We start from the raw sequence: 24,283 nt of genomic DNA, 5'->3' as shown, positions 1-24,283 counted from the left end.
CGCTGCACCTGTCGGCATTTACTCGCCCGGTTGAAGTGAGGAGCCCGCCATCCGCGTCGCGCCGCCGCGGCGCACGCGCTGGGCCCACAGGCGGAACCGGTCGAGATAGAGGTAGATGACCGGCGTCGTGTAGAGCGTGAGGACCTGGCTCAGGATGAGGCCCCCGACGATGGCGATGCCGAGCGGCTGCCGCAGCTCGCCGCCGTCGCCCATGCCGATAGCCAGCGGCACCGCCCCGAGCAGCGCGGCCATCGTCGTCATCATGATGGGGCGGAAGCGCAGCAGGCAGGCCTCCCGGATCGCCTCGAGCGGCTCCAGCCCGCGCCCGCGTTCCGCCTCCAGCGCAAAGTCGATCATCATGATGGCGTTCTTCTTCACAATGCCGATCAGCAGGATGACGCCGATCAGCGCCATGATACTGAACTCGGTCTTGAATGCCATCAGCGCCAGCAAGGCGCCCACACCCGCCGAGGGCAGTGTGGACAGGATGGTCAGCGGATGGATGTAGCTTTCGTAGAGCACGCCCAGCACGATGTAGATCGTCACCAGCGCGGCCAGGATCAGGAACGGCTGGTTGCTCAGCGAGTCCTGGAACGCCTTGGCGGTACCCTGGAAGGTGCCGCGGATCGTGGCCGGGACCCCGATCCGGTTCATGGTCGCCTCGATGCTGCCGACCGCCGTGCTAAGCGACACGTTCGGCGGCAGGTTGAACGAGATAGTGTTGGCGACCAACAGGCCCTGGTGATTGACAGCAAGCGGCGTCGCGCCCTGCTTGAATGCTGCAACTTCCGACAGCGGGATCATGGTCTCGCTGCTGGTGGAGACGGCCGATCCGGTCGAGGCCACGCCCTTCCCGGTCGAACCGATCGAATTGGTCGCCTGGTTGCGCGCCGCCTGGGCGTTGGCCGCACTGGCCGCGCTTGAGGTGCCCGGCGCCACCACGGTGCCCGCCACCGCGTTGGTCGATTGCGAGCCGCCGACCGAACCGCCGGACGTGCTGATATAGACGTCCTTCAGCGTCTCCGGATTCTGCCAGTAGCGCGGCGCGACCTCCATGATGACGTGATACTGGTTGCGCGCGACATAGATCGTCGACACCTGCCGCTGGCCGAAGGCGTCGTAGAGGGTGTTGTCGATCTGGCTCACCGTAATGCCGAGCCGGGCCGCCGCGTCGCGATCGATCACGAGATCGGATTCCAGACCCTTGTTCTGCTGGTCGCTGTTGACGTCGGCGAGGTTCGAATCGCGCTGCAGGGCCGCCGCGATCTTCGGCGTCCATTCATTGAGCTCCTCCAGCGTCGATCCCTGCAGGGTGTACTGATACTGCGCGTTCGAGGCCCTGCCCCCGACCCGGATGTCCTGCACCGCCTGCAGGAACAGGCTCGCGCCCGGCACCACCGACATCTCGCGGCGCAGCCGCGCGATCACGCCGTCGGCGCCGATCTTGCGCTCATCGAGCGGACGCAGTGAGACGAACATGAAGCCGGAATTGGTTTGCCCGCCGCCGGTGAAGCCGACCGCCGTCTCCACCGCCGGATCGCGCTTGATGATGCCGACGAACTGCGCGAGCTTCTGCTGCATCAGCTGGAACGACACGCTCTGGTCGGCCTGGATCGAGCCGACCAGCCGGCCGGTGTCCTGCTGCGGGAAGAAGCCTTTCGGGATTACGTCGTAGAGATAGAAGTTGAGGCCGAACACCGCCGCCAGGATCAGCATCACCGATAGCGGATGCGCCAGCGCCGCGGTCAGCGTTCTGCGGTAGAAATTCAGCATCGCCTCGAAGAAGCGCTCGCTCGCCCAATAGAGCCGGCCATGGCCGCCGGCGTCCGGCTTGAGCAGCACGGCGCACATCATCGGCGTGGTCGCCAGCGAGACCGCGAGCGAGATCAGGATCGAGATCGAGATCACCATCGCGAACTCGCGGAACAGCCGCCCTACGATGCCGGCCATCAGCAGGATCGGGATGAACACCGCGATCAGCGAGATGCTCATCGACAGCACGGTGAAGCCGACCTCGTTGGCGCCCTTCAGCGCCGCCTCGAGCGGGCTCAGGCCGTCCTCGATGTAACGGGTGACGTTCTCCAGCACCACGATGGCGTCGTCGACCACGAAGCCGGTCGCGACCGTCAGCGCCATCAGGGAGAGATTGTCGAGGCTGTAGCCGAACAGGTACATCGCCCCGAAGGTCGCGACCAGCGACACCGAGACCGCCACTACCGGAATGAACGTGGCGCGCGCATTGCGCAGGAACGCGAACACCACGATGATGACCAGCAGCACCGCCAGAACCAGGGTTCGTTCGACGTCCCGGAGCGAGGTGCGGATGGTGGTCGAACGGTCGACCGCAAAGCCGATATCGATCGCCGGCAAGACCGACGCCTTCAGCTGCGGCATCAGCCCCTTCACGAGGTCGACGGTACTGATGATGTTGGCGTTCGGCTGCCGGTAGAGGATGATCAGGACCGCCGGCTTGCCGTTGGCGAGCCCGGCATTGCGCAAATTCTCGACGCCGTCGGCCACCTCGCCGACGTCGGAGAGATGAACCGGTGCGCCATTGCGGTAGGCCACGATCAGCGATCTGTAGTCGTCGGCCTTGTTGGCCTGGTCGTTGGCGTAGACCTGGTAGCGCTGGTCGCCGACGTCGATGCCGCCCTTCGGGCTGTGGGCGTTGGCGCTCGACAGCGCCGCGCGGACGTCTTCCAGCCCGATGCCGTATTTGTAGAGCGCCTGCGGGATCAGATCGACGCGCACGGCCGGCAGCGAGCTGCCGCCGACCACCACCTCGCCGATGCCCTCGACCTGCGACAGCTTCTGCGCCAGTACGGTGGAGGCGGCGTCGTAGAGATCGCCGCGCGTCAGCGTATCCGACGTCAGCGTCAGGATCAGGATCGGCGCGTCGGCTGGGTTGACCTTGCGGTAGGTCGGATTGCTGCGCAGGCTGGTCGGCAGGTCGGCGCGCGCCGCATTGATCGCGGCCTGCACGTCGCGCGCCGCGCCGTTGATGTCGCGGTTCAGCCCGAACTGCAGCGTGATGCGGGTCGCGCCGACCGAGCTCGACGATGTCATCTCGGTGACGTCGGCGATCTGGCCGAGATGGCGCTCGAGCGGACTGGCGACCGTGGTCGCGACGTCCTGCGGGCTGGCGCCGGGCAGCGTCGCCTGCACCGAAATGGTCGGGAAATCCACCTGCGGCAGCGGCGACACCGGCAGCTTGAAGAACGCGACAATGCCGGCCGCCGCGAGCCCGAACGTCAACAGCGTCGTCGCTACCGGCCTACGGATGAAGGGCGTTGACGGATCCATGGCTCAACGCGACCCGCTCGCCTCGCCGATCTCGTCTGCCCGCCCGGCAAACCGCAGCGCGAGGCGATCGAACCAGAGATAGATCACCGGTGTCGTGAACAGGGTCAGCAGCTGGCTCACCAAGAGACCGCCGACGATCGAGATACCGAGCGGATGCCGCAGCTCGGACCCCGCGCCGCTGCCGAGCATCAGCGGCAGCGCGCCGAGGACAGCTGCCATCGTCGTCATGATGATCGGCCGGAACCGCAGCAGGCAGGCCTGGTAGATCGCCTCCCGCGGCGGCTTGCCCTCGTTGCGTTCGGCGTCGAGCGCAAAATCGATCATCATGATCGCATTCTTCTTCACGATGCCGATCAGGAGAATGATGCCGATGATCGCGATGATGGTGAGATCCTGGCCGGCCATCATCAACGCCAGCAGCGCGCCGATGCCGGCCGAGGGCAGCGTCGAGAGGATGGTCAAAGGATGGATGAAGCTCTCATAGAGCACGCCGAGCACGATATAGACCGTGATGATCGCGGCAAGGATCAGGAATAGCTGGTTGGAGAGCGAGGACTGGAACGCCAGCGCCGCGCCCTGGAAGCTCGTGATCATGCCGAGCGGCTGGTTGATGTCGGCCTGGGCCTGCTTGATCGCCGTCACTGCCCCGCCGAGCGACGCCCCGGGCGCGAGGTTGAACGAGACCGTCGCCGACGGGAACTGGCCGAGATGCGAGATCTGCAACGGCGCGGTCTCCACCCGCATCTTGGCCATCACCGACAGCGGCACCGGCGTCGAGCCCACCGATGACGGCAGATAGATCGACGACAGCGAATCCAGCGAAGTCTGCAGCGACGGATCGGCTTCCAGGATCACGCGGTACTGGTTCGAATTGGTGAAGACGGTCGAGACGATGCGCTGGCCGTAGGAATCGTACAGCGCGTTGTCGATCGTCGCCGGCGTGATGCCGAACCGCGCAGCCTGGTCGCGGTCGATGTCGACGAACACCGAAAGCCCCTGCGCCGAAATATCGCTGGTGACGTCACTGAGCTCGGGCAATTCCCGGAGCTTGTCGACCAGCTTCGGCGTCCATTCCGCAAGCTCGTTCGGATCGGCATCCTGCAGGATGAACTGATACTGCGTCCGGCTCACCGTGCCTTCGATGGTGAGGTCCTGGACCGGCTGCATGTAGAGCGTGATGCCGGTCAGCGCCGCCGTGCTCGCCTTGATCCGGTCCATGATCGTCGAGACATTGGCCTTGCGCTGCTCATGCGGCTTCAGATTGATCAGGATGCGGCCGCTGTTCAGCGTGGTGTTGGTGCCGTCGACGCCGATGAACGACGACAGGCTCTGCACGTCCGGATCCTTCAGGATCGCGCTGGCGAGCCGCTGCTGCCGCTCGGCCATCGCCGCATAGGACACCGATTGCGGCGCCTCGGAGATCGCCTGGATCACGCCGGTGTCCTGCACCGGAAAGAAGCCCTTGGGGATGACGACATAGAGCAGCGCCGTCAGACCAAAGGTGGCGAGCGCGATCAGCAGCACGAAGGTCTGGCGATCCAGCACCCAGTTGAGCATCCGGGCGTAGATCGCGATCACGGCATCGAAGCCTTCGCGGCTGAGCCGCTGGAAGGTGTTCTCGCGCGTCATGGCCTCCGGCTTCAGCAGCTTCGCACAGGCCATCGGCACCAGGGTCAGCGACACCACGGCCGAGATCAGGATCGTGACCGACAGCGTGATGGCGAATTCGCGGAACAGGCGGCCGACGACGTCGCCCATGAACAACAGCGGGATCAGCACCGCGATCAGCGACACCGTCAGCGAGATGATGGTGAAGCCGATCTGCTCGGAGCCGCGCAGCGCCGCCTCGAGCGGAGATTCGCCCTCCTCGATATAGCGCGAGATGTTCTCGATCACGACGATGGCGTCGTCGACCACGAAGCCGGTCGCGATCGTCAGCGCCATCAGCGACAGATTGTTCAGGCTGAAGCCGAACAGATACATCGCGCCCAGCGTGCCGACCAGCGAGAGCGGCACCGACAGGCTCGGGATCAGCGTGGCGCGGGTCGAGCGCAGGAACACGAAGATCACCAGCACGACCAGGATCACGGCGAGCGACAGCTCGTATTCGACGTCGCGCACCGAGGCCCGGATCGTGACGGTGCGGTCGGTCAGGATATTGAGGTCGATCGCGGCCGGCAGCGTGGCCTGCAGCTGCGGCAGCAGATCCTTGATGCCCTGCACCACCGAGATGACGTTGGCGCCGGGCTGGCGCTGGATGTTGAGGATGATCGCCGGCGTCTCGTTCATCCAGGCGCCGAGCTTGTCGTTCTGCGCGCCGTCGACGACGTTGCCGACATCGCTGAGGCGGACCGGCGAGCCGTTCTTGTAGGCGATGATCAGCGAGCGGTAGTCACTGGCATTGCGGATTTGGTCGTTGGCATTGATGGTGTAGGCGCGCATCGCGCCGTCGAAATTGCCCTTCGGCGTGTTGACGTTGGCGTTGCCGAGCGTGGTACGGAGATCGTCGATGTTGAGGCCATAGGCCGCGAGCTTGCGGATATCGGCCTGGATGCGCACCGCGGGCCGCTGGCCGCCGCTGATGCTGACGAGGCCGACGCCGGGCAGCTGCGAGATCTTCTGCGCCAGCCGCGTATCGACGAAATCCTGCACCTGGGTCAGCGGCATGGTCTTCGAGGTCAGGCCGAGGGTCAGGATCGGCGCGTCCGCCGGATTGACCTTGGCGTAGATCGGCGGCGCCGGCAGGTCCGACGGCAACAGATTGCCCGCGGCATTGATCGCGGCCTGCACCTCCTGCTCGGCGACGTCGAGCGAGATCGACAGGCCGAATTGCAGCGTGATCACGGACGAGCCCGCCGAGCTCACCGAGCTCATCTGGGTCAGATTCGGCATCTGGCCGAACTGCACCTCGAGCGGCGCCGTCACCGACGAGGTCATCACGTCGGGGCTCGCGCCCGGATAAAACGTCTGCACCTGGATGGTCGGATAGTCGACCTCCGGCAGCGCCGCGACCGGGAGAAATCTGAACGCCAGCATGCCCGACAGCATGATGGCGATCATCATCAGGGTCGTCGCCACCGGCCGCAGGATGAATGGCCGCGACGGGTTCATTTCTTCTGCCCGTCCTCGGACCGCTTGTGGTGGCCGCCTCCGGGATCAGCGCCGTCCTTACTATCTCCCTTGCCGTCTCCCTTCGCCGCGCCACTCGCCGCCCCCTTGGCCGCAGCGGCCGGGTTCGCGGCATCGGCGGCGGAGCGCACGACCACCTTGGCGCCCTCGCGCAGCTTGTCGGCGCCGTCGATCACGATGCGATCGCCGGCCACGAGCCCGGACAGCACCTCGACCCGGTCACCGTCGGTGACGCCGAGCTTCACCGGCCGCACCGAGACCGTGCTGTCGCCGTTGACGAGATAGACGAAGGTGCCGGGGACGCCGCGCTGGATGCCGGCGGTCGACATCGTCGTCGCATCCTTGTGGGTATCGAGCAGCAGGCGGACGTTGACGAACTGGTTCGGAAACAGTGTGCGCTTGTCGTTCTCGAACTGCGCGCGCAGCTTGATGGTGCCGGTGGTCGCATCGATCTGGCTGTCGAAGGTCTGCAACGATCCCTCGGCGAGCTTGTTGGCGCCGCTGCGGTCATAGGCCGCCGCCGGCAGCACCGCGCCCTCCTTCAACCGCTTCGCGACCGCCTGCAGATTGTCCTCCGGCAGCGTGAACAGCACGCTGATCGGCTCGAGCTGCGTGATCACGACGAGGCCGTTGGTGTCGCCCGGTGTCACGTAGTTGCCGAGATCGACCTGGCGCAGTCCGACGCGCCCGTTGATCGGCGACACGATGTGACAATATTGCAAATTCACCTCGGCCGACTTCACCGAGGCGCGATCGGCTTCCACCGTGCCCTGATACTGCGCGACCAGCGCGACCTGGGTGTCGAGCGTCTGGTGCGGCACCGCATTCTGCGCGGCGAGGTTCTGGTAGCGCGTGAGATCGACCTGGGCGCCCTTCAGCTGCGCCTCGTCGCGGGCGAGCTGTCCCTTGGCCTGCGCCAGCGTCGCCTCATAGGGGCGCGAATCGATCTCGGCGATCAGGTCGCCTTTCCTGACCTCGTCGCCCTCCTTGAAATCGATCTTCATCAGATAGCCGCTGATCTGGCTCCTGATCGTCACGGTCGCGAGCGACGTCACGGTGCCGAGCGCATTCAGGCTGACGCCGATATCGCCCTTGCCGATCGTCTCCGGCACGATCGACATCGGCCCGGCGTTGCGCCCGCCACCGGCCTGCGGCGGCGCGGCCTGCTGCCGCGTCCACCAGACGATGCCTGCCAGCACCGCCAACACGAGACATCCCGTCAGAAACCCCCGCCAACGCGACCCTCGCCTGGTTTGCTCGGGCGCTAAAATCGACGGGTCTTTGATCTGCTGGTCCATAACTTGCCCACGAAGAAACACGAACGAGCTCGCGCGGCTCTATGTGTCCCCTGAACTCCGCGCGCGCCACATCCGACGAAGCATTTTGAAGGCTCCTGCCGGACAAAGCGCGTTAAGAATCGGAAAGGAAAGTGCTCCTTCCCGGTCGGCGGCTGTTTCTCGCTGGATTGTGGCTATTTTACCCGATCATTTGTAACCAGGGCAACACGATCAGCAACAATCCGGCAAAGTAGATCAGGCCGAAGATCAGCCCGAATTTCCAGAAGTCGCCTTTGCCGATATAGCCGCTGCCGTAATACATCGGCGCCGGTCCCGTGGCATAGGGCGAGATCACGCCCATCAGGCCCAGCGAATAGACGCAGAGCAGCATCAAGGTCTGTACCGACAGGCCGGGAATGCTGGAGCCGACGGCGAGCACCACCGGCAGCACGGCGGCGGTATGCGAGGTGATGCTCGAGAAGAAATAGTGGATCCAGAAGAAGAAGGTGACGAGCAGGATCATCCCGACCAGCGGCGACGTGCCGGAGAGCGGCTTGGCATAGCCCTCGGCGACCCATTTGATGAAGCCGATCTCGTTGAGGCCCGACGACAGCGTGAGCAGCGAGGTGAAATAGAAAAATACCTCCCACGCGCTCTTCTCCGCGACGATGTCCTCGAACGCGATCACGCCGGTCAGCAGCATCAGCGAGATCACGACGAACACGACCGTGGTCGCGTTGATGAAGTTCGAGCCGAGCAGCGGCACGCTGATATTGGGATTGGAGCCGCAGATCCACAGGAACATCGCGAGCACCACCAGCACCGCCATGATCCATTCGTGCCGCGACGGCGGCCCCATCTTGGCGAGCTCGCCCTCGCTCCAGGTCACGATCTCCGGGCTCTCCTTGATCTCGGGCCGGCAGACCAGATAGCTGAGCAGCGGCACCAGCAGCAGCAAGAGGATCCCGAGCGGCGCGAAGCCGATGAACCATTGCGACCAGCCGACCTCGATGTTGACGAGCTTCTTGGCGATCGAGAGCGCGGCGGCGTTCGGCGCCAGCGCGGTCAGGAACAGCGAGCTGGTGACGGCCGTGGTCGCGAACGCGGTCCACATCACGAAGGTGCCGATCTTGCCCGCGGTCGGGCCGGGCTCGGAGCCGTAGATGCGCGGGATGTTGCTGACGATCGGATAGATGGTGCCGCCCGAGCGCGCGGTGTTGGATGGCGTCGCCGGCGCCAGCACGAGATCGGAGAACGCCACCGCGTAGCCGAGCCCGATGGTGCGGCGGCCGAGGCCGCGCACCAAGAGCAGCGCCAGCCGGCGGCCGAGCCCGCTCTTGCGATAACCGATCGAGAACACGAAGGCGCCGACGATCAGCCACACCGTGCTCTCGGAAAAGCCGCCGAGCATCCAGCGCAGCGATTTGTTCGGGTCGTGCTCGACATAGCCGCCGATGCCGGCGACCGTCAGGCCGATCAGACCGACTGCGCCGACCGGCATCGATTCAAGGATCAGCCCGGTGATCACGGCGGCGAACACCGCGAAATAGTGCCACTGATTGGCGTTCAGCCCCGAAGGCACCGGGACCAGATAGATCACCAGCCAGACCAGCAACGGCGCAAACGTCCGCCATGACCATTTCATGCAGCGTCCCCCTCACCTGTGTCGATTGTCGGGCGCGCAAGCCACCGTGTCCCGGCAGCGCCGCCATCTTTTTGTTGCAATCTAGCACGACCGCGCAGTCCGTCTCGGGAAACTGCGGCGGAACGGCGCGGCTTGTGGAGGAACCGGCGCGTTTCGTCAACACGTAGCGTCCCGGTGGCAGCCCCATCGCAAGACCGCCCGCGCTTTGCTATCCTTGGCGGCATGACGTCACGCGACTCCGCCTCCTCCGAGATCACGCCCGAGGTGCTGCTGCGCGCCTATGCCTGCGGCATCTTCCCGATGGCGGAGAGCGCCGACGATCCGACCCTGTTCTGGGTCGAGCCGGAATTGCGCGGCGTGATTCCGTTCGACGGCTTCCGTGTCGCCTCTCGCCTCGCGCGCACCGTGCGCTCGGATGCCTTCACCGTCACCGTCGATACCGCGTTCAAGGCCGTGATCGCCGGCTGCGCGGCGCCGCAGCCCGGCCGCGACGACACCTGGATCAACAGGCGCATCCGCGATCTCTATGTCGGGCTGTATGCGTCGGGCCATTGCCACAGCGTCGAGGTCTGGCAGGACGACGATCTGGTCGGCGGGCTCTACGGCGTCAGCCTCGGCCGCGCCTTCTTCGGCGAAAGCATGTTTCACACCACGCGCGACGCATCGAAGGTCGCGCTGGTGCATCTGGTGGCGCGGCTGATGGCGGGCGGGTTCGAGCTGCTCGACACGCAATATGTGACGGAGCACCTGAGGACGTTCGGCGCGATCGAGATCTCGCGCCGCCGCTATCGCACGCTGCTCGACAAGGCGATCACGGGCGCGCCGGCGGATTTCCGCAAGCTCGACGCCACCCAGCCGGTCAAAGGTGCCGACGCGCTGGCAATCATCGCCGCGCGCAATTGATCTTATGGTGCACGTAGCCCGGATGCAGCGAAGCGCAATCCGGGAAAGTCTCTCCGCGGAGAAGACCCCGGATTTCGCTTTCGCTCCATCCGGGCTACGCCGTGCTTGCTAGTTCCCGAACAATCCGCCGAACAACCCGCCCGGGCGCTGCTGTTGCTGGGGCGGCGGAGGTGGCGGCTGCTGCTGGTATTGCGGCAGCGGCTGCGGCGGCGGACGCGGCGCGGCCTGCTTCTGCGGCGCGCGCTTCTGGGCCGGCGGCGGAGGCGGCGTCGGCGCCTTCGGCGGATCGGGCGCGGCGGTCACGATGGTCTGGTCCGGCCCTTTGCAGTCGGTCAGCCAGATGTCGTAGATCGGATGCTCGACGCCGTGCAGGCCGGGGCTTGCCGCGAACATCCAGCCCGAGAAGATCCGCTTCACCTCGCCCTGCAAGGTGATCTCGTCGACCTCGACAAAGGCGTCGGTGTTGGCGGCTTCGGTCGACGGCCTCGTGTAACAGGCATCGGTCTTCACCCGCAGGGCGCCGAACTGCACGGTCTCGCCGATATCCTCGTCGAAATTGATGATGCGCCCGGTGATCTTGTCGAGACCGGAGAAGCTCGCCTTCTTGTTGGTGATCTTGGTCGACGGCGGCTCCTGCACGACCTCGTCGCCCGGCTGCAACGCGGCAGGCGTCTGCGGCGGAGTGCCCTGGGGCGTGCCCTTGGGACGCTGCCCCGGCGGCAGCGGATTGGCGCCGGGCGGCGTATTGGCAACGGCGGGACCGCCGGGTTGCGGCGGCTGCACGGCGACACCGGGCTGGGTGCCCTGCGGAGCCACCGGCGAGCCGGGCGGCGGCGCCAGCGGCTGCGACTGCACGCTGCCGGGCGGCGGCACCGCCTGGCCTGGCGGCAGCGCCCGCGGCTGTGTCGGCAGCAGGCGGCCGCGCGGCAATTCCGGTACTTCCTCGTCGTCGTCGCTGGGAGGGGCCGGCTGACCACGCGGGATCGAGCCGGGCGGACGCGGCGCGGGATCGGAGAAAATCGTTCCGATCTGCGCGCGCGCGGGCGGCGCAAGCGAGATGGTTGAGGCGGCAACCAGGGCCGCAAAGCCAGTCAGGGCAACGGTTCGAAGCATCTCGCGCGGCTTTAAAGGGCGAATCGGGCTCGCGACAGTCTACCTTGATATCGGCCGCTCGCAGGCCATCGGTTAACACGCCGAATACGGCGGGGAAAGGGCACCCGGCCACCTCTCCCCGGCGCAACTGCTCAGCCTCTGGTCACTCCTGGGAACACGTGTGATAGTCCTCACGCTCAAGCCACGCGGCCACGCGTGAAAATCAGGAAAATCCGGATCGAACCGGACCAGCCAGAGGAAACCCACCATGCCCGATCGCATCAGGCTCGACGGCCGGGTCGCCGTCGTCACCGGGGCTGCCGGCGTCATCGGAACCGCCTCGCTCCAACTGCTCGCCGAGCGGGGTGCGCGGATTGTCGCAGTCGACCGCAAGGGCGCCGATCTCAAAGCCGCCATCAAGGACCTGCCCGCTTCGGCCGAGGCCCTCGCAATCGAAGCCGACGTCACCGACGAGGAGGAGGTCAAGGACTATGTCCGCGCCGCCGTCGATCGCTTCGGCACCATCGATGCCTTCTACAACAACGCCGGCGTCGAGGGCGACATCAGGCCGATCCCTGAATATTCGCTGGAGAGCTTCCGCCGGGTGCTCGACGTCAATGTCGTCGGCGTCTTCCTCGGCATGAAGCATGTGCTGCCTGTCATGCTGAAGCAGAACAAGGGCAGCATCATCAACACCGCCTCGATCGCCGGCCTCGTGGGATCGCCGATGATCGCGGTCTACAGCGCGAGCAAGCACGCGGTGATCGGGCTGACCAAGAGCGCGGCCTGGGAATGCACCGGCACCGGCGTGCGGGTCAATTGCGTCTGCCCCGGCATGATCGAGAGCCGGATGCTGAGCACGATCCTGCAGGGCCGCTCCGGCGGCAACGCGCTGCCGCCGATCGAGAAGATCGTCGACCGCATCCCGGCGCGCCGGCTCGGCCTCGCAAGCGAGGTCGCCTCCGTCGTCGCTTTTCTTGCCTCCGACGAGGCGAGCTACGTCTCCGGCTCCGCCTATACCGTCGACGGCGGCCGCACCGCCGCCTAGGGCCGCTGTCATTCCGGGATGGTGCGCAAGCACCAGACCCGGAATCTCGAGATTCCGGGTTCGATGCTCGCATCGCCCCGGAATGACATCACCAAGCATCACAAGAAGGTTTGTTGTCCATGCCCGTCGTTCTCGATCCCGATGCCGCTGCCGTCTACAAGGCGTTCCAGGAGGCCGGCCGGCCCGCCTATGAGACGCTGACCGCGCCGGAAGCGCGCGACTATTATCGAGCCGCCCGCGTCGTCTCCAATCCCGAGCCGCCCGCGCTGGAATCGAGCAAGCCGCTCGCGATCCCGGCGCCGCACGGCACGATCCCTGCCCGCATCTACACGCCGAACACGCTGCGCAAGAAGGACGGGCTCGCGCCCTGCCTGGTGTTCTTCCACGGCGGCGGCTGGGTGATCGGCGATCTCGATACCCATGAGGTGGTCTGCCAGAAGCTTGCCCATGAGGGCGAACTGATCGTGATCTCGATCGATTATCGCCTCGCGCCCGAGCATCGTTTCCCTGCCGCGGTGGACGACGCCGTCACCGCGACCCGATGGGTCGCCGCCAATGCCGGGGATCTCGGCATCGACGCCGCGCGCCTGATCGTCGGCGGCGACAGCGCCGGCGGCAACCTCGCGGCGGTGGTCGCCCTCACCGCCCGCGACGGCGGGCCGAAGCTCGCCGCACAGCTGCTGATCTATCCCGCAACCGATTTCTCGCGGAAGCATCCCTCGCATCGCGAGCCCGAGACCAGCATCCTCCTGACGCATTCGGTGATCGGCTGGTTCGCCAACCATTATCTCGGCGACGCCGACACCAACGACTGGCGTGCCTCGCCGGCGCGCGCGAAGGACTTTGCCGGATTGCCGCCCGCCTATGTGCTGACCGCCGGCGCCGATCCGTTGCGTGACGAAGGCGACGAGTATGCGAAATTCCTCAAGGACGCCGGCGTGCCGGTGACCTATCGGCATTTCCCCGGCCAGTTCCACGGCTTCTTCACCATGGGCAAGCTGCTCAATCAGGCCAACATCGCGGTGACCGAGATCAGCGCCTGGCTGAAGACGCTGGGCTGAGCAATCGGACCCGCCGCGACGTGGCTGGCGTCGTCCCCGATCGGGGCTCGAGAGCGCATCGCGCGCCTGTTGCGGCGTTAGCGCGCCTTGAAGTTCCCCACGCCGCGCGATAGTGCCGCCGTCAGCGCTTCATGCCGCCCGGCACTCCAGCCAGCGAGATCGTCTTGCTCACGCCACTCCTCGTCTACGGTATCCCGCTCGATTTCATCCTGTTCGCGCTGACGCTGCTCGGCGTCGCGATCTTCCATCACCACACGCTCGCGGTGGCGCTGACGGGCCTTGCCGCGATCGTCGCCTACAAGCTGCTGTTCGCGGGCTTTGCGAAATTCGGCGCCGGCCTGCCCGGTCTCGCGCATCACATGGAGCATGAGTGGGTCACGCTCGCCAACCTGTTCCTGCTCCTGATGGGCTTTGCGCTGCTGTCGCGCCATTTCGAGGAAAGCCGCATCCCCGACGAGATGCCGGCGCTGCTGCCCGATGACTGGAAGGGCGGACTGATCCTGCTGGTCATCGTGTTCGTGTTGTCGGGCTTCCTCGACAACATCGCCGCAGCGCTGATCGGCGGCACCGTGGCGCGCCACGTGTTCCGCGGCCGCGTCCATATCGGCTATCTCGCGGCCATCGTCGCCGCATCGAATGCCGGCGGCGCCGGCAGCGTCGTCGGCGACACCACGACGACGATGATGTGGATCGACGGCATCAGCCCGCTGACGGTGGTGGAGGCATATGTCGCAGCCATCGTCGCGATGCTGGTGTTTGCGGTGCCGGCCTCGCTGCAACAGCACCGCTTCTCGCCAATCGTGAAGGATGCACCGTCCGGCCTCAGAATCGACTGGGCGCGGGTTGCGATCGTGGCCGTGATCCTGCTCGCCGCGCTGACGGCCAATGTGACGGCCAATCTGAAGTTCCCCGCGCTGCTCGATACACTGCCCGTGCTCGGGCTCGCGGTCTGGGCCGCGATCCTGGTCACCTCAGTGCTGCGCCGGCCGGACTGGTCGGTGATGCCCGAGACGCTGAAGGGCACCGTCTTCCTGCTCGCGCTGGTGACGGCGGCCTCGATGATGCCGGTGGAGAAATTGCCCGCGGCGTCGTGGCAGACCGCGCTCGGGCTCGGCTTCGTCTCGGCGGTGTTCGACAATATTCCCCTGACCGCGCTGGCGCTGAAGCAAGGTGGCTATGACTGGGGCTTTCTCGCCTACGCAGTCGGATTCGGCGGGTCGATGGTCTGGTTCGGCTCGTCGGCCGGCGTTGCGGTGTCCAACATGTATCCGGAAGCCAAATCGGTGGTCCGCTGGATCACCCAGGGCTGGCCGATCATGGCGGCCTATGTCGTCGGCTTCTTTGTGATGCTCGCACTGCTTGGCTGGCACCCCGACGCGCCACATTGACGCAACGCAACGCTGCAGTGCACAATTGCACTTGTCTCAAAACTGTGGAAAATCGAGACAAATCCGTTGACATTGCTAAACTCCATTCGCCGTAACAACTTATGGAGAGTCCGCATGAGTGTTAGTGCAGAAGTCCTCGCCCGCGCTCCGTCGGAGCAGATGGAGGACGAAATCAACACCGTGACGTCGCATCGACCACGCAGCAACATCCGCCCCCTCTCACCGATGCCGGACTACGTCGAGCATCGCAATGGCGTCAACGAGGTGGGCAAGCTGTCGGCCGAGGCAGTCGTGCGCGAATATGAAGCGGCGGTGAAAGAGATCGAGGCCCTTGGATCGGAACTACAATTGGCCGCCAAGAACTGCGAGGTCATGGTCGCAGGCGTTCATGACATGATCGCGGAGATCAAGGAGTTCGCTGCCGGTTACCGCGATCAGGGCAAGCGTTTCTTCCTGCAGATCGAAGCCGTCTCGTTGATGACCGCGGAAGTCAGGGATACCTGCGAAGCACTCAAGAAGAAGATCGCAACCGATACATTGAGCCAGTGATTTTTCGGTTGAAGCCCGTTTCGTGATCAGCGCATCCGTGGATCGTGGGCTGATCCTGTATTGGTGAATGACTGCGCTATTCCGGCGCGGCGGAACCGTTAGTTCTATTCAAGACCAAGTCGCTCAAGACGAAGTCGTTCAACATCTTGCCCCGCTTCGGCGGGGCTTTTTTGTTGCGAGACGAGTGATCTCAGCACGGGTCGCGTCCCCGACCGGGCCGGACCTTTGTCCATGACCTTAACGCGCGTCAGCGGCACGCCCGGTCATTTCCGTTGCCGGAGGCAAATCGGATATCGCGGACCAGCGATCGCTGAAATCCTTGGCCGGGAGCGCGTCCGCGCCGGCGACGGCAATGCCGTCGGTCCGGGGCGCGTGCGACCTGATGGTCGCGGCGGTCGCGGTGACAGCTAGCAGGGCGACAGCCACGAACCCGGTAATCGTTCGATGCTTTGTCATTAGAACCTCCTCGGGTCCCCAATGCCCACTTAACGTGGGTCACGGGAACCCTCGCCAGGTTCATCACTGCAAAGACGAGATGGGTCGGGTGAAATCGGACAACGAGCTTGTCCCAAACTCGCCTACCCTGCCCGCGCGGCACGCCGTAGCGATTGCGGCGGCTGGCCGAAGGCGCGGATGAAGGCGCGGCGCATCCGCTCGGGATCGCGGAAGCCGGTGATCTCGGCGACGCGCTCGATCGCCTCGCCCGACGATTGCACGCGCTGCCGCGCGACTTCGATCCTGAGCCGCTCGACCGCTTTCGATGGCGTCGTGCCGGTCTCCGCGATGAAGGCGCGGGTGAAATGCCGCGAACTCATCCCGGCCTTGTCGGCGAGGTCCTCGACCGTCAGCGGCGCATCGAGATGCTCGCGCGCCCAGGCGAGCAGCGGCCCGAACCGGCCGTTCGGCGTCTTCAATTCCAGCAGCGAGGAAAACTGCGACTGCCCGCCGCTGCGCCGATGATACAGCACCAGTTGCCGCGCGGTGTTCTGCGCGATCTCGTCGCCATAGTCCTCGGTGATCATCGCGAGCGCGAGGTCGATGCCGGCGGTGATGCCGGCCGAACTCCAGATATTGCCGTCGCGGACGAAGATCTGGTCCGGCTCGAGCTTGATCTTCGGATAAGTCTTCACGAAATGCGGCGTGCGCTGCCAATGCGTGGTGGCGCGGCGGCCGTCGAGCAGGCCCGCCTCGGCCAGCACATAAGCGCCCGAGCAGACGCTGGCGACGCGAATGCCGCGGCCCGCCATCCGCCGCACGAATGACAGCGTGGCGGGACAGCTCGCCGGCGTGCGCACGCCGTTGCCGCCGGCAATGATCAGCGTCGTGATCGCCGTCGCTGGCTTGAAGCCGCGCGCGAGCATCTCGACACCGGACGAAGAGCGCACTGGTCCTGCCTTCACCGCAAGCGTCCTGATCGTCGGCGCGTTGTTGGCGAAGCGGGCTGCGATCTCGAAGGCCGCGATCGGGCCGGCCGCGTCGAGCAACTGGAAGTCGGGAAAGATCAGGATGCCGATCATCGCCAAATCCTCGCAGGTGAAGTTACTGCTCTGCACCCCTCCGGAGCCCTGCGTCCGAAAATGAGGGAAATACGTCATTTTGGACGAGAGGCCATCATGACATCGTGGTTCCGTCAAGCGCTATTTGGAGCCCCCGATGACCGAACCCCTGCAGATTGGATTGCTCGTCTTCCCGAAGGTGACCCAGCTCGACCTGACCGGTCCGCTGCAGGTGTTCTCCTCGGTCCCCGGTGCCAAGGTGCATCTGATCTGGAAACGCATCGAACCCGTTCCGACTGATTCCGTCATGGTCCTGACGCCGACCACGACCTTTGCCGATTGCCCGCAGCTCGACGTGATCTGCGTGCCCGGCGGCTTCGGCACCGACGACATGGTCGGCGACCAGGAGATGCTGGCCTTCCTGCGCAAGCAGGCCGAGCGAGCCAAGTACGTCACGTCGGTCTGCACGGGATCGCTGGTGCTCGGCGCGGCCGGCCTGCTCAAGGGCTATCGCGCGACCACGCATTGGAGCTCGATTGATTTCCTGTCGGGCTTCGGGGCCATTCCGACCAGGACGCGGGTCTGCGTCGACCGCAATCGCTTCACCGGCGGCGGCGTCACCGCGGGCATCGACTTCGCGCTGACGCTGGTGTCGGAGCTCGTCGACCGCAAGACCGCGGAAGCGATCCAGCTCAGGCTCGAATACAACCCGGCCCCGCCGTTCAACGCGGGCTCGCCGGATACCGCACCGGCCGAGATCCTCGCTTTCATGAAAGAGCGGATCGCGCCGTCGCAGGCGCGCCGCGCCGACTTGATGGGCCGTGCCGCGGCACGGCTGTCCTGACCTGATCGCCGCAAAGAAAAAGGCCGCCCGGTTTCCCGAGCGGCCCTTCCTGTCTCACGGCAGCCTCACATTTGCGGGCGATTTCAGGACGTCTGTACCGGGGGCCTATCTCCCGGCCGCATCCAACTCGGAGGCCACTGCATATCGGGACAGTCGCGATCTGGAGCCCGATCCGACGCGATGGTTTCCCATCTCCGTAAGATGGCCCTATTGAGCCGCGAACCCGCGCCCGGCGCAAGCGGACAGCATCGGCTGCAGCCCATCTGTCCCCGCTGTTACCGTTGTTCACAGGCGCGCGCTTGCGCTGCCTGGCGCGTGTGCGATGCACGCGCGGCGTTAACGCACGTGCACGTCAGAACAACAATGCGTGAAAGTCAGCTTCCCGGCGTCCAGGCGTGATAGTCGCCGGTCGCCTTGGGGCGGCGGCCGCTTGCCAGCGTCGAGCCGGACGGGCGGTAGGCCTGCGCGGTGCCGGTCAGGTTCGGCAGATGCGGCTTCTCCCATTCGCGCGCCTGGTAGTTCTGTTCGGTCGGGGGCACATCGACCGTGTGATGCAGCCAGCCGTGCCAGCCGGCCGGAATGCGGGAGGCTTCGGCGTAACCGTTGTAGACCACCCAGCGGCGCTCGAAATGCAGCGTCGGATCGATCTCACCGCCCTTGGTGCGGTAATAGCGGTTGCCCTGCTCGTCCTCGCCGACCAGTTCGCCGAATCGCGAGGTCCACAATTGCGTGCCAAAGGTCTGGCCATTCCACCAGGTGAAGAATTTCAGCAGGAATTGTTTCATGCGTGGCCGGTCGTCGGTTCGAGACTATGCGGCTCTGATGCCACCTCATTCCCCAAATGTCCAGCCGCCGCCAAGGTAGCCCCGCACCCCTCGGACAGCCCCCGGTTTATGCTCCCATTTGGCGACCAAATGACGCGGTCACGAGGAGTTTTGTTCAGCTGCCATACATGAGCCGCCGGCTACGCGAAGATGACCCACAATCAATGTGGAGCACGGGAACGTCCGACCACAGAGATGGTTAGACATTCACCGTTTTGATGGAGTCCAAAATGATCAATATGAAGGTTCTGAGCACCGCCGCGGCTCTGGCGCTTGCGCTGCCGTTGGCCGTGGCGCCGACCGTTTCGTTCGCCCAGTCTGCCGCACAGATGGGCGCGATGGGCGGCGGCGGTGGCCACGTTGGCGGCGGCGGCGGTGGTGGTGGCTTTGGCGGCGGCGGCCGCGGAGGCGGAGGTGCCATGGGCGGCGGCGGTGGCGGCGGCTGGCACGGCGGCGGTGGCGGCGGTCACTGGGCCGGTGGTGGCGGCGGCGGTTGGCGCGGCGGTGGCGGCTGGCACGGGGGTTACCATCGTGGCGGCGGCTTCTGGCCCGGCGCGGTTGCCGGTGCGGTCGTCGGCGGCGCCCTCGCCTCGGGCGCGTATTACGGCTCCGGCTATGGCTACGGCCCCGGCTATTATGACGACAGCTACGGCTATTACGATGAACCGTCTGTTGCCGTGGAGGTGCCGAGTGGCGGCGGCGCCAGCTACTGCGCGCAGCGCTACAGGTCCTACGATCCCGCCTCGGGCACCTATCTCGGCTATGACGGCCGGCGGCATCCATGCCCGTAATGAAGGCCTGAATTCCTAGTTGCAAAAGGGCGGCGCCAGCGCCGCCCTTTTTTCATGTACGCAAGTCTTATGTGCGCAAGGCGACCCCGACGGCCGCGAACGTCACCACGAGCGCTGCGATATCGCTCGCGCTGAGCGGCTCGCGCAGCATCGCCGCTGCCGCAAGCACGCCGACGACGGGGACCAGCAGCGTGCCGATCGACGCGGTCGCCGCCGGCAATCTCTCGAGCGCTGCAAACCAGCAGACATAGCAAAGGCAGAACTGGATCAACGTCATGTAGATCATCGACGCCCAGCCAAACTGCGACAGCGCGGCGAGCTGCGGCTGCTCGATCATGATGCCGATGATCGCGATCGGCACGCAGCCGATCGCAAGCTGCCAGGCCGCGAGCGACAGCGGCGGCATCGCGAGCTTGAACGATTTGGTCAGCACCGTGCCAAGCCCGACGCAGAGCGCGCCGGCGAGCGCGAACAGAATCCCCGGCAGCTTGCCAAGGCTTGCGTCGATGCCGCCGCCGCCGATCAGCGCCGCGATCCCGGCGAGCGCCACCGCAAGTGCAAGCGCGCGCGGCAGCGACACGCGCTCACCGAGCACCGGCCAGGCCACCAGCGCGACCCACACCGGAATCGTTATCCCGAGCACGGCCGCCTCGCTGGCCCGCAGCCAGATCAGCGCGAGGCCCATGGACGCGACCCAGCCGCCGATCGACAGCGTCGACACCAAAGCAAGCCGCAACCACATGCCGTCGGGCACGCGCAGCGTCTGTCCCCGCACCAGCGCGGTCAGGCCGAGCGCAACCGCGCCGACCACGCCGCACAGCCCGCGCGAGGACAGCGGCGGCCACTCCGTGAGCAGGAACTTCATGATCGGGAAGTTGAGTCCCCAGCCGATCGAGGCGACCACGAGGAATGTGAGGCCAAGCGGTGACAGCGGGGCGCGGCCGGCGACGGGAACTGCGGTCATGGACCTGTCGTAAAGGGGATGGACAAATACAAGTGATGTGTCACGGCTAGCTGGAAATCTGCTTGTCAGCAAACAGCATATGCATTCTATGATACAGACTTTCCGTCTAGGTTCCGCCTTAATTGACGAACAGGCCAAGCGAGTCGCCGGCACGCGAGGCCGTTAGAAAAAAGAGGATGCATCGTGCCGAGCGTTCTCGTGGTCGATGACGACCCGATGGTGTGCGTTGCCATCGAGGTGTGTCTGCAGCGCCAGGGCTTCGAGGTCACCGTCGCCGATGGCGGCGAAGCCGGCATGCGCGCGCTCGAGCAGGCCACCTTCGACGTCATGCTGGTCGACGTCTTCATGCCGCATATGCGCGGGTTCGAGGCGATCCGCGTCTTCCACGAGCGCGCCCCGGAAATTCCCGTCATCGCGATGTCGGGCTATGCCTTCGCCAATGCCGACCGCGCGCCGGACTTCCTGCGGATGACGATCGAGCTCGGCGCGTCCGCCTGCCTGCGCAAGCCGTTCACCCCGCAGGCGCTGATTGCCGCCGTTAACGAATGTCTTGCGAAGTATGCACCTTCCGCTCGTCTTTCGAAATAATTGCTCGTACTAATCGTCGATGGCTTCCCAGCGTCTCATTCTCGGCAGCGGCCTTGCGATCCTCCTCGTCATCAGCGCGGCGTCGATCGGGTTGGACGTCAAGTCGCGCAGCGAGATTGATTCGGTCGACCGCACGCTCAGCATCCTCAAGCGCATTTCGGACGCGCGTCAGCTGCCGCGCAGCGTCGAAAGCGCGGCGCGCGGTTTCGCGCTGACGGGCGATGCGTCCTTTGCCGACGAGTTTCGCGAGCAGAGCGCAGCCCTCACCTCGGCCTTCGACGACCTGATGGCCGCGGTGACGTCGGCGCCCGAGGAGGCGCAGCTGATCACGGGCACCAGGGTCGAGGTCCAGCGTGCCGTTGCGCTCGGCGCCGAACTGATCAGATTGCGCAGCGCGGGCGACACGGCCGGCGCCGCGGCGCTGGTCTCCGCGGGCGAGAGCCGGGCTCTGACCGACAAGGTCGGCGCGGCGCTCGACCGCCTGGTCACCGAAGAGCGCCGCCTGCTCCGGATTCGCACCGACCAGTCCAAGACCAACGGGCGGCTGCTGCTGATGATCGATCTCGCGGGCGTCGCGATGATCCTGCTGCTGGCGATCGCGCTGACGCTGACGGCCCGGCGCGCCAGCCGCGAACTGCAGGGCGCGCTCAGCGCAACCAAGGCGACCAATCTGTCGCTCGAGGGCAAGGTCGCCGATCGCACCAAGGATCTCGGCGCCGCGCTCGAAGAGCTCCGCCGCTCCACCTCGGTGATGGAAACCACCTTCCGCACCATGGCGGAGGCGGTGCTGGTGATCGACAGCGCCGGCACCGTGCTGCTGTCGAACCCGGCCGCCGAGAGCATGCTGCGCTACAAGCCGGGCATGTCGGTCCAGCGGCTGCGCGCGCTGAGCAACGTGTTCCAGGCCGACGGCGTCACGCCGATGCAGGCCGACGACATGCCGTCGGCCAGGGCGCTGCGCGGCGAGGAATTCGACGAACTGGAATTCGTCGCCAAGCCGGTCCGCGGCGCTCCCCCGATGCACCTCGTGGTGTCGGGCCGCCCGCTGCGCGATGGCGACGACACCGTCACCGGCGCGGCACTGATCTATCACGACATCACCGCCTCGCGCGAAACCGAGCACAAGCTGCAGCAGGCGCAGAAGCTCGACGCCATCGGCAAGCTGACCGGCGGCGTCGCGCACGACTTCAACAACATGCTGACGGTCATCACCGGCACCACCGAGACGCTGGTCGACAGCCTGCGCGCCCAGCCGCAGCTCGCGAAAACCGCCGAGCTGATCGACCGCGCCGCCGAGCGCTGCCGCGAGCTGATCCAGCATCTGCTCGCCTTCGCGCGCCGCCAGCCGCTGGAGCCGCGCACCGTCGATATCAACGGCACCGTGGTCGACATCGCCAAGCTGCTGCGGCCGACGCTCGGCGAGCAGATCGAGATCAATTCGGTGCTGGCGCCCGATGTCGCCAGCGTCCATATCGATCCGTCGCAGCTTGCCAACTCGCTGCTCAACATGGCGATCAACGCCCGCGACGCGATGCCGAACGGCGGCAAGCTGCTGTTCGAGACCAGCAACATCGTGCTCGACGACGCCTATGCGGCTGTTAATCCCGACATCACGCCGGGCCGCTACGTGCTGCTCGCGGTCAGCGACACCGGTACCGGCATGTCGCATGCGGTGCAGGACAAGGTGTTCGAGCCGTTCTTCACCACCAAGGAAGTCGGCAAGGGCTCCGGCCTCGGCATGAGCATGGTCTACGGCTTCGTCAAGCAGTCCGGCGGCCATATCAAGATCTACAGCGAGGAAGGCCACGGCACCACGATCAAGCTCTATCTGCCCCCTGCCCGCGGCCAGGTCGAGGTGGAGGCGCCCCCGCCGGAGCCGGTGCGGCGCGGCAGCGAAGTCATCCTGGTGGTGGAAGACGACCAGCTGGTGCGCAACTATGTGGTTACGCAGCTAGGCGCGCTCGGCTACAAGACCATCGCCGTGCCCGACGCCCGCGCCGCGCTGGCGCTGGTCGACAAGGGCGAGAAGTTCGACCTCCTGTTCACCGACGTGATCATGCCCGGCGGCATGAACGGCCGCCAGCTCGCCGACGAGGTCCAGAAGCGCCGGCCCGGCATCAAGGTGCTCTACACCTCGGGCTACACCGAGAACGCGATCGTGCATCACGGCCGCCTCGACGAAGGCGTGCTGCTGCTGGCCAAGCCCTACCGCAAGGCGCAGCTCGCCAGCATGCTGCAGCAGGCGCTCGGCGAGTGATGTGAGCTACCGCGTCGCCAGCGCGACGCCGGCGAGCGTGAACAGCAGCGCCACGATCTGGCTTGGCCCCAGCGGCTCGTGCAGTGCGACTGCGGAGGCCACCACGCCGATCACAGGTACCGCCATGGTGCCGATCGCCGCGACCGAGGCCGGCAGGCGCGCGAGCGCGGCGAACCACGCGACATAGGCGACGCAGAACTGGATCAGCGTCGAATAGACCAGCAGCCACCAGCCGACGGTCGTGATGCGGTCGAGATGCGTGGTCTCGATCACGAGGCCGACGATCGCGATCGGCACGCAGCCGAGGCCGATCTGCCAGGCCGCGGCCGGGATCGGCGGCATCACCAGCGGGTACTTCTTCGCCAGCACGGTGCCGAGCGCAAAGCCGAACGCGCCGCCGAGCGCCATGATGATTCCCGGCAGCTTCTCCTTGCTTGCGGTGATGCCGCTGCCGCCCATGATCGCGGCGAGGCCTGCAAAGGCCATCACCAGCGCGATGGTCCGCAGCAGCGTCGGCCGTTCGCCGAGCACCGGCCAGGCCAGCAGCGAGGCCCATACCGGCATGGTGTAGGCGATCAGCGCGGCCTCGCTCGCCGGCAGCCAGAGCAGCGCGAGCCCCATCAGCACCATCCAGCCGGTGACGTTGAGCGCCGCATACAGCACGAGCCGCGGCCACAGCCGGCTCTCGACATGCAGGCTCTGGGCGCGGATCAGCGCCAGCACCGCCAGCAGCACGGCGCCGATCACCCCGGTGGTACCGCGCAAGGTCAGCGGTGGCAGTTCGCCGAGCAGGAACTTGGTGGACGGCCAGTTGAACCCCCAGCCCACCGAGGTGATGGCGAGGAACATCAGGCCGGCGGGCGCAAGGCGCGGCCGCGCGGAAGGCTTCTGGACTGTCATGGAACCCGGCGGGGATGTGAGTCGGCCTCACCTTGCCCGCGATTTTGTCGCCCGACCATCACGGCTCTGACATGCCTGATCCGTACTTTGCCCGTAGGCCTACGTGAGTCCCCAAAATTCAATCCGGGACCGCGAATAAAAACTTCGCCTGTGAACAGCGGGGCGAAGCTCCGATCCACAGGCGATAGGAATTTTTTTGGCTTGGGAATCCCTGAGGACTCACC

Annotated in this window: 19 protein-coding genes; 9 read left to right on the top strand and 10 right to left on the bottom strand. The window is 65.9% G+C overall.

Annotated elements, in window-relative coordinates:
• Positions 1–18 precede the first annotated feature (18 nt).
• The 4 genes from QA639_RS20390 to QA639_RS20375 form a co-directional block, all read right to left on the bottom strand.
• Positions 19–3,303 carry an efflux RND transporter permease subunit gene (locus QA639_RS20390; protein WP_283090538.1) on the bottom strand — a complete coding sequence of 1,095 codons (3,285 nt, stop codon included), beginning with the start codon at positions 3,301–3,303 and terminating at the stop codon, positions 19–21.
• A 3-nt stretch (positions 3,304–3,306) separates the two neighbouring features.
• Positions 3,307–6,414, bottom strand: coding sequence for an MdtB/MuxB family multidrug efflux RND transporter permease subunit (locus QA639_RS20385; protein WP_283090537.1), 3,108 nt, complete (start codon positions 6,412–6,414; stop codon positions 3,307–3,309).
• Positions 6,411–7,730, bottom strand: a complete 1,320-nt coding sequence (locus QA639_RS20380) for an MdtA/MuxA family multidrug efflux RND transporter periplasmic adaptor subunit (protein ID WP_428841167.1) — start codon at positions 7,728–7,730, stop codon at positions 6,411–6,413. Before QA639_RS20380 ends, QA639_RS20385 begins: the two co-directional genes overlap by 4 nt.
• 178 nt (positions 7,731–7,908) lie before the next feature.
• Entirely contained in the window at positions 7,909–9,354 is a 1,446-nt protein-coding gene (locus QA639_RS20375; RefSeq protein WP_018271403.1) for a DASS family sodium-coupled anion symporter, read from the bottom strand.
• A gap of 222 nt (positions 9,355–9,576) precedes the next feature.
• Here QA639_RS20375 and aat point away from each other — a divergent pair, with 222 nt between their 5' ends.
• On the top strand, positions 9,577–10,257 hold the full coding sequence (aat, locus tag QA639_RS20370; protein WP_028332261.1) for a leucyl/phenylalanyl-tRNA--protein transferase: 681 nt from the start codon (positions 9,577–9,579) through the stop codon (positions 10,255–10,257).
• Between the two features lie 108 nt (positions 10,258–10,365).
• Here aat and QA639_RS20365 read toward each other — a convergent pair whose 3' ends face one another.
• Positions 10,366–11,370 carry a DUF2155 domain-containing protein gene (locus QA639_RS20365; RefSeq protein ID WP_050386569.1) on the bottom strand — a complete coding sequence of 335 codons (1,005 nt, stop codon included), beginning with the start codon at positions 11,368–11,370 and terminating at the stop codon, positions 10,366–10,368.
• A 247-nt stretch (positions 11,371–11,617) separates the two neighbouring features.
• Between QA639_RS20365 and QA639_RS20360 the strand changes: the two genes are divergently transcribed.
• The 4 genes from QA639_RS20360 to QA639_RS20345 all read left to right on the top strand — a co-directional run bounded on the left by QA639_RS20360 (position 11,618) and on the right by QA639_RS20345 (position 15,395).
• Complete coding sequence (locus tag QA639_RS20360) at positions 11,618–12,397, top strand: SDR family NAD(P)-dependent oxidoreductase (protein ID WP_283090535.1); 780 nt, start codon at positions 11,618–11,620, stop codon at positions 12,395–12,397.
• Between the two features lie 119 nt (positions 12,398–12,516).
• Complete coding sequence (locus QA639_RS20355) at positions 12,517–13,458, top strand: alpha/beta hydrolase (RefSeq protein ID WP_283090534.1); 942 nt, start codon at positions 12,517–12,519, stop codon at positions 13,456–13,458.
• 164 nt (positions 13,459–13,622) lie between these two features.
• Positions 13,623–14,846: an SLC13 family permease gene (locus QA639_RS20350; protein ID WP_028332265.1), complete on the top strand. Its 1,224-nt coding sequence runs from the start codon at positions 13,623–13,625 to the stop codon at positions 14,844–14,846.
• Between the two features lie 159 nt (positions 14,847–15,005).
• Complete coding sequence (locus QA639_RS20345) at positions 15,006–15,395, top strand: hypothetical protein (RefSeq protein WP_018271397.1); 390 nt, start codon at positions 15,006–15,008, stop codon at positions 15,393–15,395.
• Positions 15,396–15,632: 237 nt separating this feature from the next.
• Here the strand turns inward: QA639_RS20345 and QA639_RS20340 are convergent, their stop codons facing one another.
• Positions 15,633–15,851 (bottom strand): hypothetical protein, encoded by a 219-nt coding sequence (locus tag QA639_RS20340; protein ID WP_028332267.1) that lies wholly within the window; start codon positions 15,849–15,851, stop codon positions 15,633–15,635.
• 122 nt (positions 15,852–15,973) lie between these two features.
• Entirely contained in the window at positions 15,974–16,912 is a 939-nt protein-coding gene (locus QA639_RS20335) for a GlxA family transcriptional regulator (protein ID WP_283090533.1), read from the bottom strand.
• Positions 16,913–17,048: 136 nt separating this feature from the next.
• On the opposite strand from QA639_RS20335, the gene QA639_RS20330 reads away from it, so the two are divergent.
• On the top strand, positions 17,049–17,735 hold the full coding sequence (locus QA639_RS20330; RefSeq protein WP_283090532.1) for a DJ-1/PfpI family protein: 687 nt from the start codon (positions 17,049–17,051) through the stop codon (positions 17,733–17,735).
• Positions 17,736–18,109: 374 nt separating this feature from the next.
• On the opposite strand, the gene QA639_RS20325 is transcribed toward QA639_RS20330, so the two are convergent.
• The gene (locus QA639_RS20325) at positions 18,110–18,520 is read right to left on the bottom strand and encodes an NADH:ubiquinone oxidoreductase subunit NDUFA12 (RefSeq protein ID WP_028344916.1); all 411 of its coding nucleotides are present in this window, start codon (positions 18,518–18,520) and stop codon (positions 18,110–18,112) included.
• A gap of 269 nt (positions 18,521–18,789) precedes the next feature.
• Between QA639_RS20325 and QA639_RS20320 the strand changes: the two genes are divergently transcribed.
• Positions 18,790–19,350 carry a BA14K family protein gene (locus tag QA639_RS20320; protein ID WP_176936975.1) on the top strand — a complete coding sequence of 187 codons (561 nt, stop codon included), beginning with the start codon at positions 18,790–18,792 and terminating at the stop codon, positions 19,348–19,350.
• A gap of 67 nt (positions 19,351–19,417) precedes the next feature.
• Here QA639_RS20320 and QA639_RS20315 read toward each other — a convergent pair whose 3' ends face one another.
• A complete protein-coding gene (locus QA639_RS20315; protein ID WP_028332272.1) occupies positions 19,418–20,314 on the bottom strand; it encodes a DMT family transporter in 897 nt (298 codons plus the stop codon).
• Positions 20,315–20,497: 183 nt separating this feature from the next.
• On the opposite strand from QA639_RS20315, the gene QA639_RS20310 reads away from it, so the two are divergent.
• Together QA639_RS20310 and QA639_RS20305 are read left to right on the top strand one after the other, a co-directional pair.
• Positions 20,498–20,902: a response regulator gene (locus tag QA639_RS20310; RefSeq protein WP_028332273.1), complete on the top strand. Its 405-nt coding sequence runs from the start codon at positions 20,498–20,500 to the stop codon at positions 20,900–20,902.
• Between the two features lie 19 nt (positions 20,903–20,921).
• Positions 20,922–23,159 carry a CHASE3 domain-containing protein gene (locus tag QA639_RS20305; RefSeq protein WP_028332274.1) on the top strand — a complete coding sequence of 746 codons (2,238 nt, stop codon included), beginning with the start codon at positions 20,922–20,924 and terminating at the stop codon, positions 23,157–23,159.
• Positions 23,160–23,165: 6 nt separating this feature from the next.
• Here QA639_RS20305 and QA639_RS20300 read toward each other — a convergent pair whose 3' ends face one another.
• Positions 23,166–24,059, bottom strand: coding sequence for a DMT family transporter (locus QA639_RS20300; protein WP_028332275.1), 894 nt, complete (start codon positions 24,057–24,059; stop codon positions 23,166–23,168).
• Positions 24,060–24,283 lie beyond the last annotated feature (224 nt).

The organism is Bradyrhizobium pachyrhizi (assembly GCF_029714545.1).
Taxonomy (GTDB): domain Bacteria; phylum Pseudomonadota; class Alphaproteobacteria; order Rhizobiales; family Xanthobacteraceae; genus Bradyrhizobium; species Bradyrhizobium pachyrhizi.
This window is presented reverse-complemented; position numbering and strand designations above follow the sequence as displayed.

Excerpts from the sequence above, each read along its gene's own strand:
- QA639_RS20390 (WP_283090538.1), bottom strand. The coding sequence starts at position 3,303 with ATGGATCCGTCAACGCCCTTCATCCGTAGGCCGGTAGCGACGACGCTG.
- QA639_RS20385 (WP_283090537.1), bottom strand. The coding sequence starts at position 6,414 with ATGAACCCGTCGCGGCCATTCATCCTGCGGCCGGTGGCGACGACCCTG.
- QA639_RS20380 (WP_428841167.1), bottom strand. The coding sequence starts at position 7,730 with ATGGACCAGCAGATCAAAGACCCGTCGATTTTAGCGCCCGAGCAAACC.
- QA639_RS20375 (WP_018271403.1), bottom strand. The coding sequence starts at position 9,354 with ATGAAATGGTCATGGCGGACGTTTGCGCCGTTGCTGGTCTGGCTGGTG.
- aat (WP_028332261.1), top strand. The coding sequence starts at position 9,577 with ATGACGTCACGCGACTCCGCCTCCTCCGAGATCACGCCCGAGGTGCTG.
- QA639_RS20365 (WP_050386569.1), bottom strand. The coding sequence starts at position 11,370 with ATGCTTCGAACCGTTGCCCTGACTGGCTTTGCGGCCCTGGTTGCCGCC.
- QA639_RS20360 (WP_283090535.1), top strand. The coding sequence starts at position 11,618 with ATGCCCGATCGCATCAGGCTCGACGGCCGGGTCGCCGTCGTCACCGGG.
- QA639_RS20355 (WP_283090534.1), top strand. The coding sequence starts at position 12,517 with ATGCCCGTCGTTCTCGATCCCGATGCCGCTGCCGTCTACAAGGCGTTC.
- QA639_RS20345 (WP_018271397.1), top strand. The coding sequence starts at position 15,006 with ATGGAGGACGAAATCAACACCGTGACGTCGCATCGACCACGCAGCAAC.
- QA639_RS20340 (WP_028332267.1), bottom strand. The coding sequence starts at position 15,851 with ATGACAAAGCATCGAACGATTACCGGGTTCGTGGCTGTCGCCCTGCTA.
- QA639_RS20335 (WP_283090533.1), bottom strand. The coding sequence starts at position 16,912 with ATGATCGGCATCCTGATCTTTCCCGACTTCCAGTTGCTCGACGCGGCC.
- QA639_RS20330 (WP_283090532.1), top strand. The coding sequence starts at position 17,049 with ATGACCGAACCCCTGCAGATTGGATTGCTCGTCTTCCCGAAGGTGACC.
- QA639_RS20325 (WP_028344916.1), bottom strand. The coding sequence starts at position 18,520 with ATGAAACAATTCCTGCTGAAATTCTTCACCTGGTGGAATGGCCAGACC.
- QA639_RS20320 (WP_176936975.1), top strand. The coding sequence starts at position 18,790 with ATGATCAATATGAAGGTTCTGAGCACCGCCGCGGCTCTGGCGCTTGCG.
- QA639_RS20315 (WP_028332272.1), bottom strand. The coding sequence starts at position 20,314 with ATGACCGCAGTTCCCGTCGCCGGCCGCGCCCCGCTGTCACCGCTTGGC.
- QA639_RS20305 (WP_028332274.1), top strand. The coding sequence starts at position 20,922 with ATGGCTTCCCAGCGTCTCATTCTCGGCAGCGGCCTTGCGATCCTCCTC.
- QA639_RS20300 (WP_028332275.1), bottom strand. The coding sequence starts at position 24,059 with ATGACAGTCCAGAAGCCTTCCGCGCGGCCGCGCCTTGCGCCCGCCGGC.